Below are 11,044 nucleotides of genomic sequence, written 5' to 3'. Positions count from 1 at the left end.
GGCGGCGGCGGCGTGGCCGGTCTCGGCCATGGCCGCCTGGGTCAGCCGCTGGCCGGCGACGCCCGCGTGCCCGGCCAGGGCGCCGGCGGAGGCCGCCAGGGCCTCGGCCTTCTCCGTGCCCATCAACGACATCTCGACCATGTCGGCGCTCAGGGGATTGGCCAGGCCGTCGGCCATGATGGCGGTGCGCGCGGCGATGACCTGGGCCGAGGCGGTCAGCAGTTCGGCCTGGATCCCGGCCGCGCGGGCGGCCGGGGACAGGACGGCGCCGGAGCGGGAGCGGGTCAGGGCCGTTGCTCGTTCGCGAAGTCGGCGACGTCGCGCAACAGGGCCGGGACAGCGGCGTCGATGATGCGCTGGCCCTTCTCGGGGCTGGCCTGGGCCGGGTCCGAGCCGATGCGGCCGTCGGGGAAGCGGGCGCGATAGTCCAGGGCGTCGCGGATCGGACCCGTCGGCGCAATCTTCGGCGAATAGTCGGCCGTCTTGATCCGGTCGGGATAGGCGGCCTGGGTCACGGCGATCTCGGACGGGGTGGCGTGCATGCCGTGGCCGGTCGGGAAGATCGCGCTGCACAGGCCATGGACGCCCGGCAGGTCCCACCAGTTCTTCAGCTTCAGCACGAACGGCGGCTGTTCCTCCACGAAGCTCCACTCGGAATAGATTTCGGAGAAGGTCGCCTCGATGGTGGCGACATTGCCGCCGTGGCCGTTCAGGAAATAGATCCGCTCGAAGCCGTGGCGGCTGAGCGACGAGACCCAGTCGGTGATGGCGGCCATGAAGGTCGAGGGGCGCAGGGAGATCGTGCCCGCGAAGGCCAGGTGGTGCTGGGCCATGCCAATGTTGAAGGTCGGGGCGACGGTCAGGGCCTCGTCGGCCTTTTCCGCCGCGTGGGCGATGATCTCCGGGCACAGCCAGTCGGTGCCCAGAAGGCCGGTCGGCCCGTGCTGCTCATTGGAGCCGATCGGCACGACGACCGTCTTCGACAGGGGACGGCCGGCGTTCAGCCGCGCGTCGATCTCGGGCCAGGACGACAGATGGATCAGCATGGGGACTCCTTACGCGACACGCCTCATAACGTCATTCCGGGGCTGAGCGTAGCGACGAACGCGGAATGACGTTCTGGAGACGACGGGCTGGATAGCCCGCATCACGAAACCTTGGACGCATAGGCGGCCACGAAGACGCGCGCGGCTTCCCGCGCCCGGGCCGCGCGATGCTCCGGCGCGATCTGCGGCACGTCCAGCATGGCGCGCAGATGGCCGTGGCCCAGCACCAGGCCGGAGAACATCTCGGCCGCTTCCTCGGGGTCGGGGACGTCCAGACGGCCCTTGCGCGTCTGTTCGGCCAGCCAGGCGGCGAGAAGCTTCAGGCTGCGGCGCGGGCCGGCGTCGTAGACGGCGCGGGCGATCTCGGGCGCCTCGACCGACATCAGGGCGACGCCGCGCATGGAGCCGACCTTGTCGGCGTGGCAGACCTTCTCCAGCAGGGTAAGGGCCAGGGTCTCCAGCACCGCCTGCGGTTCCCCATCGCTCCGCAGGGGGGCCGCGATGGCGTCGGAGCGCCGGTTCGCCAGCGCCTGGGCGATCTCCAGCTTGGAGGCGAAGCGGTTGTAGACGGTCTGTTTCGACACGCCGGCCAGGCGCGCGATCTCTTCCATCCGGGTCGCCAGTCCCTTGTCGGCGAACAGGGTCATGGCCGCGTCCAGGATGGCGGCGCTCTTCTTCTCGTCGACCTGTCCCTGGCGACGGGCCATCAGTGGACATCCGACGGCGGAGCGCCGGCCGGGGCCTTCACCGGCTTGGCCATCAGGGTGACGAAGGCGGCGAAGGCGCAGCCGATGCCCAGCAGCGCGAAGGCGTCCCCGAACGCCAGGGTCGTCGCCTGTCGCTGCAGAAGGCCATAGACCGCCTGCATCGCTGCGCCGGCCGGATCGATCGAGTCGGAGAAGCGCTGGGTCATTCCGGCCATCATGTCGCGCATGGCCTGGTTCGACTGGTCGATGCCGCTGGTCAGCTCGGCCATGTGCAGGGCGGTGTTGCTGGTCAGGCCGGTGTTCAGGATGGCCAGGCCGAAGGCGCCGCCGACGTTTCGCGACAGGTTCACCAGGCCCGAGGCGTTCTTGACCATGTGCGGCGGCAGGGTCGACATCGTCACCTGCTGCGAGGCGATCATCGCCAGCATCACGCCGACGCCGCGGAAGGCCTGGACCGAGGCGAATTGCCAGAAGCCCCATTCGTCGGTGACCAGCCGGGCCTCCCACATGCCCCAGGCGCACATCATGAAGCCGCCGAACATCAGCACGCGGGCGTCCAGCTTTCGCACCAGCCGCCCGGCGAAAGGCCCCGTGGCGAACATGGCCAGGCCGGACACCACCATGGTCGTGCCGACCTCGGCGGACGAATACTCACGCACCCGACCCAGGAACAGCGGCAGGAGGAAGGTGCCGCCGAACAGGGCGAAGCCGACGATGAAGGTCATGACGACGCCGACCAGGAAGTTGCGGTTGGCGAACGCCCGAAGCTCCACGATGGGCTGGCGATAGGTCAGCGAGCGCCAGATGAAGATGGGCCCGGCCACGGCGGCGACCACCGTCAGCAGCAGGATGTGTGTGTCGTCGAACCAGTCGTTCTTGGCGCCTTCCTCCAGGACGAACTGCATGCTCATCAGGAAGGCGGCCATCAGGCCCAGGCCCCACCAGTCGAACCCCTTGGCCAGGGAGGGGTCGCCCTTGTCGAAGTTTCCGTAGCGCCCGACCAGGAACAGGACCAGCAGGCCCGGCGCGACATTGATGAAGAACAGCCAGCGCCAGCTGAGCCATTCGGTCAGGTGACCGCCCAGCGTCGGCCCGACGGTCGGGGCCAGGGTCACGATCAGGCCCATGACCACGCTGGCCGTCACCCGCTTGTCCGGCGGGAAGGCGGTGAAGGCCACGGCGAAGACGGTCGGGATCATGGCCCCGCCGACGAAGCCCTGGATGGCGCGGAAGAGGATCATCGTCTCGATCGAGGACGACAGTCCGGTCGCCACGCTCATCAGCACGAAGCCGGCGCAGGAGACCAGGAACAGCCGCTGGGTGCCCCACAGTCGCGACAGGAAGCCCGACAGGGGGATCATGACGACTTCCGGGATCAGATAGGCGGTCTGGATCCAGCTGATTTCGTCCGCCGAGGCGCCGACGCCGGCCTGGATCTGCGGCAGGGAGGCGGCGACGATCTGGATGTCCAGAATGGCCATGAACTGGCCCACCACCATGCCGGCGAAGCCGAGCAGCAGCATGGTCCAGTTGATCTCGGGATGGCCGGCGACAGGGCCTTTCGCCGGGGCCGCGCCGTCCGCCGCGGGGCTGGCGGCGGTCACCGGCCCGTCACCTCGTTGGAGGCCATCCGGGCGCCGACGGCCGCCTCGGCGAAGCTGGGGCCGCCTTCGCTCTTCAGGTCGACCTTGACCTCGACCGACAGGCCGGGGCGCAGGGCCAATCCCGCTTGATCGGGGCCGCCTTCGTTGCGGGCGACGACGATGCGGACCGGCACGCGCTGGGTGATCTTGGTGAAGTTGCCGGTCGCGTTCTCGACCGGGATCAGGGCGAACTCGGAGCCGGTCGCCGGGGCGAAGCTGTCGATGCGGCCGTGGATGGCCTGGCCGGGGAAGGCGTCGGCGGTGATCTCGACGTCCTGGCCCAGGCGCATCCGGGCCAGCTGGGTCTCCTTGAAGTTGGCCACCACATAGGCGTCGCTGAGCGGGACGATCGACAGCAGCTGCGCCCCGGCGTTGACGTACTGGCCGACACGGACGCTGCGGGCGCCGACGACCCCGGCGACGGGGGCGCGGATGACGGTGCGCTCCAGCGCGGTGCGGGCCTCCTCCAGCCGGGCGCGGGCCTGTTCGACGGCGGCGACGCCCTGTTCGCGGGTCGAGCCCAGGACGCCGACGGTCCGCTGTTCGGCGACCAGGGCGGCCTGGGCCTGCTGGACCGAGGCCGCGGCGGTCTGGGCCGTCGCCTGCTGGGTCTGGATGCGCTGCTGCGAGACCCAGCCCTGCTCGGCCAGCTTGCCGTAACGCTCGACCTCGGCGCGGGCCAGGTCGGCCTGGGCGCGGGCCTGGGTCACGGCGGCGGCGCGCGCGGCGATGGCGGCCTGTTCCTGCTCGGCCTGGGCGTCGACGTTGCCGACCGCGGCGATGGCGGCCTGAAGATTGGCTTCGGCCTGCGCCAGCTGGGCGCGCTGGTCCGCGTCGTCCAGCCGGACCAGCACCTGGCCGACCTCGACCCGCTGGTTGTCGCTGACCAGGACCTCGATCACGCGACCCGCCAACTGGGGCGCGACATTGGTCGTGTCGGCCTGGACGAAGGCGTTGTCGGTCTTTTCGAACCTCTGGCCGTTGATCCACCAGACGACGCCGCCCGCCACGAGCAGCACGCCCACGACGGCGGCGACGATCAGCGGCAGGCGCTTCTTGAGTTGAGCAGGCATGGGCGGCAATCCGGGGGAGGGGTGCGACGTTTTGAAGCGGCGCTAAAATGGACACCGCCGTCCAAAAATCAATGGGCAATTGTGCGATGCGGAACACGCCGTGTTTCCGTGTGTTGTCTGCGCCCATGACCGACGCCCTTCCCGCCGCCACGCCCCTGCCCGCAGAGGTCGACGTCGTCGTCGTCGGCGCCGGAGCCGCCGGCATAGGCGCCGCCCGCAAACTGATGGGGCGGCCGGGGCTGTCGGTGCTGTTGCTGGAGGCCCGCGACCGCATCGGCGGCCGAGCGCTGACCCTGCCCTTCCGGGGGGAAGGACTGGACCTGGGCTGCGGCTGGCTGCACTCGGCCGACGACAATGTGCTGGCGGGTCTGGTCGAGCCGGAGGGGCTGACCATCGACCGGACCGAACCGCCCTGGCGAAGCCAGGCGTTCAACCACGAGACGACGCCCGAGGAGCTGGCGGCGTTCGGCGCGGCCTTCGCCGCCTTCGAGACGCGCGTCGCCGAGGCGGCGCAGCGGGGCGAGGACCGGCCCGCCGCCGAGCTGTTCGACCCGGACAGTCCCTGGAATCCGCGCATGGACGCCATCTCCGGCGCCCTGAACGGCGCGCGCTTCGCCGAGGTCTCGACCCTCGACTACGACGCCTATGGCGACACGGGGGTCAACTGGCGGGTGCGCGAGGGGTACGGGCGGCTGGTCGCCGCGCTGGGCCGACCGCTGGAATCGATCACGGCGACCGGCTGCGCCGTATATCGCATCGATCGTTCGGGGCCGACCCTGCGGCTGGAGACGCGCCGGGGCGGCCTTCAGGCCCGCGCCGTCATCCTGACCGCGCCCAACAGCCTGATCGCCAGCGAGGCCGTGCGGATCGACCCGCCGGTCCCCGCCTGGCTGGAGGCGGCCTCGGGCGTGCCGCTGGGCCTGGCGTCCAAGGTCCACATGACGGTGAACGGCGCCGAGGACTTTCCTCCCGACAGTCAGCTGTGGACGCGCCGCGACACGGCCCAGACCGGCGGCTACCACCTGCGTCCCTTCGGCCGGCCCATGATCGAGGCCTATTTCGGCGCCGACCTGGCCTGGGGGCTGGAGGCGGAGGGTCCGGCGGCGATGTTCGATTTCGCCGTTTCGGAGCTGGCGGCGGCGTTGGGGTCGGGGATGCGCCGGCGCCTGTCTCTGGTCGCCGCCACGGAGTGGGGCGTCGACCCCTTCTCGCGCGGGGCCTATTCCCACGCCCTGCCGGGCCACGCCGGCGACCGCGCCCGGCTGCGTCAGTCCGTCGAGGATCGGCTGTTTCTGGCGGGCGAGGGGACGGCCCCGACCTATTACGGCACGGCCCACGGCGCCTGGATGGAAGGCGAGCGCGCGGCCGAGGCGGCGCTGGCGGCGCTGAAGGGCTCAGTCCGCTGAGGCGTCCAGCCGCTCGCGCACCGCGCGGGCGAAGCCGGCGCCGGCCGCGGGGTCGTGGCCCAGGTAGAAGTCCGGCTCGATCAGCTCCGCTTCCATCAGCAACCAGCGGCCGTCGGCGTCGCGGGCCATGTCGATCCGGGCGTAGAGCAGCGGCTCGTCGATGGCGGCCAGCACGGTTTCGGCCAGCGCCATGGCCTCGTCGGGCGGCGTGACGGGGCGGTACTGACCGCCGAACTGAACCTGTATGCGGAAGTCGCCGCCGACGGGACGCTTGTTCACCGCATGGCTGAACCGGCGGCCGAAGAACAGCAGCGACGTCTCGCCCTCGCTTTCGATGGACGGCAGATAGGGCTGGATCATCGCCGCGCCGGCCGGCGGCTGGTCCATCGCCTCGCCGGGCGACAGGCGCAGCGTCCGCCAGGCCCCGCCCGAGACCGTCGGCTTGACCACCAGACGCTCGGCGCCCGTCTCGGCGAAGGCGGCCGCGACCGCCTCGGGCGTCGCCCGATCGACCCAGCGCGTCGACGGGATCGGGGCGCCGCGCTGGGCCAGGCGGCGCAGATAGGTCTTGTCGGAGTTCCAGCCCAGCACGTTCGCCGGATTGGCCAGCCGCGTTCCCGCCGCCTGCCAGCACGCGCACGCCTTCAGCCAGCGGGCGTGCTCGCGGTGATAGCCCCAGGCGATCACCGGCAGGACCAGCGGATAGGCGGCTAGGACCGCGGCGTCCTCGACGTGGTCGGTCCACGGGGTCGGCGCCGCCGTCACGCCGGCGGCGGCCAGGGTGGCGGTCAGCCGCTCCAGCACCTGGGGCCACTGGCCGCTGTAGGAGGTGTCTTCGGGATTGGGCGTCAGGACGGCGATGCGGGTCATGCGGCCTCATAGCCAAGCCCGCCGCCCGATGGAACGCCCCAGGCTTTGCGCGACCCGGTCGCCCGCCTATGGGTGAAGGCCCGCCGGAGATTCGCGCATGACCGACACGCCCGCCAACCTGCCCACCGTCCTGGTCGTGGCTGTCGCCCTGATCGACGTGGACGGCCGCGTGCTGATCGCAAGGCGGCCCGAGGGCAAGCAACTGGCGGGGCTGTGGGAGTTCCCGGGCGGCAAGGTCGAGCCGGGCGAGCGGCCCGAGGCCGCCCTGATCCGCGAACTGCGCGAGGAGCTGGGAATCGAAGTCTCGGAATCGTGCCTGTCGCCCTTCGTCTTCGCCAGCCACGCCTATGAGGGTTTTCACCTGCTGATGCCGCTCTATCTGTGCCGCCGCTGGGAGGGCGTGGTCACGGCGCGCGAGCATTCCGCCCTGGCCTGGGTCCGGCCGGAGCGGCTGGCCGACTATCCGATGCCGCCGGCCGACGACCCGCTGGTGGCCTGGCTGCGCGACCTGCTGTGAGGCGATCCGCGCCGTTTCGTGACTGGACGGGGCGGCGGGGGCGCTCCACTGTCCGGCCCGTCCCCCACGCCGGAGCCGCCCCATGCCCGTCCTGAACCGTCCCGAAGGCCAGACCGCCGAAGACCTGACGCTGAACCGCCGCACGCTGGGCGCCCTGGGCGGCCTGTTGTTCTCGGGCTACGCCGTCGCCGCCCTGGCCCAGGAGGCCGAACCGGTGGTGACCGACGCGGCGGGCCTGACCGCCGGGACCGTGACCTATCCTGCGCCGGACGGCTTCGCCCTTCCGGCCTATGTCGCCCGCCCCGAGGGCGAGGGCCCCTTTCCCGTCGTGATCGTGGCGTCCGAGATCTTCGGCGTTCACGACTATATCCGCGACGTCTGCCGCCGCCTGGCCAAGCAGGGCTATGCGGCCATCGCCCCGGCCTTCTTCAACCGGGTCGAGGACCCGGCGCCGCTGGCGGACATGCAGCGCATCATGCAGATCGTCTCGGCCGCCGGCTACGAGCAGGTGATGGGCGACATCGCCGCCACCCTGGACTGGGCCAGCCAGCAGCTTTGGGCCAACAGCGACAAGGTCGGGATCACCGGCTTCTGCTGGGGCGGCAAGGTGGTGTGGCAGGCCTGCGCCCGCTTCGCCGCGATCGACGCCGGCGTGGCCTGGTACGGCCGGCTGGCGCCCGCGCCGGACGCCTCGCCGGCGCAGGTCTCGGCGGGCCAGCCCTGGCCGGTCGATGTGGCGGCCGACCTCAAGGCGCCGGTGCTGGGGCTGTACGGCGGGCGCGATCAGGGCATTCCCCTGGCCAGCGTCGAACAGATGCGCCAGGCCCTGGCCCGCGCCGGCCAGACCGGGTCGGAGATCGTCGTCTATGACGACGCGCCGCACGGCTTCCACGCCGACTATCGCGCCAGCTATGTGGCGGCCGACGCCAAGGACGGCTGGGACCGGCTGACCGCCCTGTTCGCGTCGAAGCTCAAGAGCTAGGGGCCGGTCACGGCCCAGCCGTGATCGTGCTTCCGTCGCCCCGCGGACGCCCCGGAGGGACGATCTCCGCTAGAACCTAGGCCTTGCCGTCGAAGGCCTGGCCGGCGGCGGGCGCCGCCGCATAGGGATTGGCCGCCTGCGCGCCGGAGCCCTTGGCCGCGACCACCACCATGGCGGGACGCACCGTGCGGCCGAACAGTTCGAAGCCCGCCTGCATGGTCTGCAGGACGGCGCCGCCCGGAACCGTGTCCGACGGCTGCTCCATCATCGCCTGGTGGAAGTGGGGATCGAAGGCGTCGCCCGCCTGGGGCGCCACGCGCTTGAGGCCATTGCTCTCGAAGGCCTGCAGCAGGGCCTTGTGGGTCATTTCCAGACCCGTCACCAGGCCGGCGGCGGCGCCTTCGGAGTCGTTGGGCGCGGCCATCAGGGCGCGCTCCAGATTGTCGGACACGCCCAGCAGGTCACGGGCGAAACGCTGGATGGCGAAGGCGCGGGCGTCGTTCTGCTGCGCCTCGGACCGGCGCTTCAGGTTCTCCATCTCGGCGGCGACGCGCAGGGCGCGGTCCTTCCACTCGTCCCGCTCGGCGATGACGGCGTCCAGCGGCGCCAGGTCGTCGCCCGGATGGGCGTCCAGCCCGTGCTCGGCGTTGGCCTCGGCCTGATCGGCGTCCAGTTCGGTGAAGTCTTCGTCGTTAAGGGGCTTGTCGCTCACTTGTCGTTCCCGTCCAGCATCCGGCCCAGCACCCGGGCGGTATAGTCCACCAACGGAATGACACGGGCGTAGTTCAGTCGCGCAGGCCCTATGACGCCAATGGCGCCCAGAACCCGCTGTCGGCCGCTCATATAGGGCGCCGCGATCACGGCGGAACCCGAAAGTGAAAACAGGCGCGTCTCGGCGCCGATGAAGATGCGCACCCCCTGGGCGGCGTCGACCCCGTCCAGCAGGCCGATCAGCTGTTCCTTCTGCTCCAGGTCGTCGAACAGGACGCGGACCCGCTCCAGGTCCGCCAGGCCCTCGCCGTCCTGCAGCAGATTGGCGCGGCCGCGCACGATCAGGGCCCGCTCTCGATCCGGGCCGCCGGACCAGGCGGCGAAGCCGTCCTCGACCAGGCGGGCGGCGGTCTGGTCCAGTTCGCGACGGGCGACCTCCAGCTCCTGGGTCATCTCCCGGCGGGCGTCGGCGAAGGGACGGCCCCGCAGGCGGGCGTTGAGGAAGTTCGACGCCTCCGCCAGGGTCGAGGGCGTGACCCCCGCCGACAGGCTCATGATGCGGTTCTCGACCGTGCCGTCGTCGGCGACGATGACCGCCAGCGCCTGGTCGCCGCCCAGGGCCACGAACTCCACGTGCTTGACCCCGGCTTCGCGCACCGGGCTGGACACGACGCCCGCGCCGCCCGCCAGGCCCGACAGAAGGTTGGAGGCCTCGTCCAGCGCCGCCTCGAAGTTGCGGCCCCGCCCGGCCAGGCGCCCGTCGATCTCGCGCCGCTCCTCCTGGCTCAGGTCGCCGATTTCCAGCAGGCCGTCGACGAACAGCCGCAGGCCCGCATGGGTGGGGATCCGCCCGGCGGAGGCGTGGGGCGAGGCCAGCAGGCCCGCCAGCGTCAGATCCTGCATGGTGTTGCGGATCGAGGCGGGCGACAGGGCGACGCCGCCCAGGGACAGGGTGCGCGAACCCACCGGCTCGCCCGTCTCCAGATAGCTCTCGACGATGCGCCGGAAGATGTCGCGCGCGCGCGCGTCCAGCCCCGCCAGCCCGGCCAGGGCCGGGTTCGGGGACTGCACGCCGTCGAACGGCGGGTTTTTCGGGGCATACAGGCTCACGGTTTCAGGATAAGCACCGCCGCCATCGCTTCCAAGGACAGATCATGCGCCATTCGCAACGCACCGACGATCAACTGCGTCCCGTGACCATCGAGACCGGCGTCAATCGCTACGCCGAGGGTTCGTGCCTGATCACCTTCGGCCACACCAAGGTGCTGGTCACCGCCTCGGTCGAGGAGAGCATACCCGGTTGGATGCGCGGCAAGGGCCAGGGCTGGGTCACGGCCGAATACGGCATGCTGCCCCGCGCCACCCACACGCGCGGCCGGCGCGAGGCCGCGGCGGGCAAGCAGACGGGCCGCACCCAGGAGATCCAGCGCCTGATCGGCCGCAGCCTGCGCGCCGTCGTCGACCTGAAGGCGCTGGGCGAGCGGCAGGTGGTGCTGGACTGCGACGTGATCCAGGCCGACGGCGGCACGCGCACCGCCTCGATCACCGGCGCCTGGGTCGCCATGGCCTCGGCGCTCAACTACCTGCGCGACGAAGGGGTGCTGAAGGCCGATCCCATCCTGGACCAGGTGGCGGCGGTGTCGTGCGGCGTGTGCGACGGCGTGCCGGTGCTGGACCTGGACTATGAAGAGGATTCCGAGGCCGAGGCGGATTCCAACTTCGTCCTGACCGGCGCCGGTCAGATCGTGGAGGTCCAGGCCACCGGCGAGAAGCGCGGCTTCTCGCGCGCCGAATTCGATCGGCTGTTCTCGCTGGCCGAGACCGGCTGCGGCGAACTGTTCGCCCTGCAGAAGGCGGCGCTGGAGGCGGCGCGTCGCTGAGACGGACGAAGCCGGGCCGGGCTGGGTCGGAGCCGGACGGCGCGGGCGGCGTTCTTCACTCGCACAGACCGTGAGGACGTCATGAAGGCCGCCGTTTACGCCCCGATCCTGTCCCTGGCCCTGGTGTTGGCCGCCTGCCAGCAGCCAACAGCGCCGTCCGCGCCGGAGCCCGCGCCCGCGCCCGCCGCCCCGTCCGCGACGCCCGTCGC

General features: G+C 71.3%; 11 protein-coding genes. 4 read left to right on the top strand and 7 right to left on the bottom strand.

The genetic code is table 11. The annotated features are described in order from the left end of the window. Positions 1 to 284 precede the first annotated feature (284 nt). From ACE3PU_RS11905 to ACE3PU_RS11890, 4 genes are all read right to left on the bottom strand, one after another. Positions 285 to 1,046: a creatininase family protein gene (locus ACE3PU_RS11905; protein WP_374390018.1), complete on the bottom strand. Its 762-nt coding sequence runs from the start codon at positions 1,044 to 1,046 to the stop codon at positions 285 to 287. Between the two features lie 101 nt (positions 1,047 to 1,147). Next, positions 1,148 to 1,753: a TetR/AcrR family transcriptional regulator gene (locus ACE3PU_RS11900; protein WP_374390016.1), complete on the bottom strand. Its 606-nt coding sequence runs from the start codon at positions 1,751 to 1,753 to the stop codon at positions 1,148 to 1,150. Continuing rightward, positions 1,753 to 3,357 carry a DHA2 family efflux MFS transporter permease subunit gene (locus tag ACE3PU_RS11895; protein ID WP_374390014.1) on the bottom strand — a complete coding sequence of 535 codons (1,605 nt, stop codon included), beginning with the start codon at positions 3,355 to 3,357 and terminating at the stop codon, positions 1,753 to 1,755. Before ACE3PU_RS11895 ends, ACE3PU_RS11900 begins: the two co-directional genes overlap by 1 nt. Then, a complete protein-coding gene (locus ACE3PU_RS11890; RefSeq protein WP_374390012.1) occupies positions 3,354 to 4,469 on the bottom strand; it encodes an HlyD family secretion protein in 1,116 nt (371 codons plus the stop codon). Before ACE3PU_RS11890 ends, ACE3PU_RS11895 begins: the two co-directional genes overlap by 4 nt. A 125-nt stretch (positions 4,470 to 4,594) precedes the next feature. Between ACE3PU_RS11890 and ACE3PU_RS11885 the strand changes: the two genes are divergently transcribed. Further along, complete coding sequence (locus tag ACE3PU_RS11885) at positions 4,595 to 5,875, top strand: flavin monoamine oxidase family protein (protein WP_374390010.1); 1,281 nt, start codon at positions 4,595 to 4,597, stop codon at positions 5,873 to 5,875. Here ACE3PU_RS11885 and ACE3PU_RS11880 read toward each other — a convergent pair. Next, positions 5,864 to 6,745 carry a RimK family alpha-L-glutamate ligase gene (locus ACE3PU_RS11880; RefSeq protein WP_374390008.1) on the bottom strand — a complete coding sequence of 294 codons (882 nt, stop codon included), beginning with the start codon at positions 6,743 to 6,745 and terminating at the stop codon, positions 5,864 to 5,866. The genes ACE3PU_RS11885 and ACE3PU_RS11880 overlap by 12 nt on opposite strands. Positions 6,746 to 6,842: 97 nt before the next feature. On the opposite strand from ACE3PU_RS11880, the gene ACE3PU_RS11875 reads away from it, so the two are divergent. Together ACE3PU_RS11875 and ACE3PU_RS11870 are read left to right on the top strand one after the other, a co-directional pair. Then, positions 6,843 to 7,262 (top strand): (deoxy)nucleoside triphosphate pyrophosphohydrolase, encoded by a 420-nt coding sequence (locus ACE3PU_RS11875; RefSeq protein ID WP_374390006.1) that lies wholly within the window; start codon positions 6,843 to 6,845, stop codon positions 7,260 to 7,262. An 82-nt stretch (positions 7,263 to 7,344) separates the two neighbouring features. Then, positions 7,345 to 8,244: a dienelactone hydrolase family protein gene (locus tag ACE3PU_RS11870; RefSeq protein WP_374390004.1), complete on the top strand. Its 900-nt coding sequence runs from the start codon at positions 7,345 to 7,347 to the stop codon at positions 8,242 to 8,244. A gap of 76 nt (positions 8,245 to 8,320) precedes the next feature. Here the strand turns inward: ACE3PU_RS11870 and grpE are convergent, their stop codons facing one another. Continuing rightward, the gene (gene grpE / locus ACE3PU_RS11865; protein ID WP_374390022.1) at positions 8,321 to 8,917 is read right to left on the bottom strand and encodes a nucleotide exchange factor GrpE; all 597 of its coding nucleotides are present in this window, start codon (positions 8,915 to 8,917) and stop codon (positions 8,321 to 8,323) included. Positions 8,918 to 8,952: 35 nt separating this feature from the next. Continuing rightward, positions 8,953 to 10,026 (bottom strand): heat-inducible transcriptional repressor HrcA, encoded by a 1,074-nt coding sequence (gene hrcA, locus ACE3PU_RS11860; RefSeq protein WP_374390020.1) that lies wholly within the window; start codon positions 10,024 to 10,026, stop codon positions 8,953 to 8,955. Between the two features lie 83 nt (positions 10,027 to 10,109). Here hrcA and rph point away from each other — a divergent pair, with 83 nt between their 5' ends. After that, positions 10,110 to 10,835 carry a ribonuclease PH gene (gene rph / locus ACE3PU_RS11855; RefSeq protein WP_374390002.1) on the top strand — a complete coding sequence of 242 codons (726 nt, stop codon included), beginning with the start codon at positions 10,110 to 10,112 and terminating at the stop codon, positions 10,833 to 10,835. The last annotated feature ends 209 nt before the right edge of the window (positions 10,836 to 11,044 follow it).

It is taken from the genome of Brevundimonas sp. (assembly GCF_041911375.1).
GTDB lineage: Bacteria > Pseudomonadota > Alphaproteobacteria > Caulobacterales > Caulobacteraceae > Brevundimonas.
The sequence above is the reverse complement of the archived record's forward strand: the minus strand, read 5'-3'. Positions and strand labels throughout refer to the sequence as shown.

Bases quoted from the DNA above. Each gene is read 5' to 3' on its own strand.
- ACE3PU_RS11875 (WP_374390006.1), top strand. From the start codon at position 6,843: ATGACCGACACGCCCGCCAACCTGCCCACCGTCCTGGTCGTGGCTGTC.
- rph (WP_374390002.1), top strand. From the start codon at position 10,110: ATGCGCCATTCGCAACGCACCGACGATCAACTGCGTCCCGTGACCATC.
- ACE3PU_RS11885 (WP_374390010.1), top strand. From the start codon at position 4,595: ATGACCGACGCCCTTCCCGCCGCCACGCCCCTGCCCGCAGAGGTCGAC.
- ACE3PU_RS11880 (WP_374390008.1), bottom strand. From the start codon at position 6,745: ATGACCCGCATCGCCGTCCTGACGCCCAATCCCGAAGACACCTCCTAC.
- ACE3PU_RS11900 (WP_374390016.1), bottom strand. From the start codon at position 1,753: ATGGCCCGTCGCCAGGGACAGGTCGACGAGAAGAAGAGCGCCGCCATC.
- ACE3PU_RS11905 (WP_374390018.1), bottom strand. From the start codon at position 1,046: ATGCTGATCCATCTGTCGTCCTGGCCCGAGATCGACGCGCGGCTGAAC.
- ACE3PU_RS11890 (WP_374390012.1), bottom strand. From the start codon at position 4,469: ATGCCTGCTCAACTCAAGAAGCGCCTGCCGCTGATCGTCGCCGCCGTC.
- ACE3PU_RS11870 (WP_374390004.1), top strand. From the start codon at position 7,345: ATGCCCGTCCTGAACCGTCCCGAAGGCCAGACCGCCGAAGACCTGACG.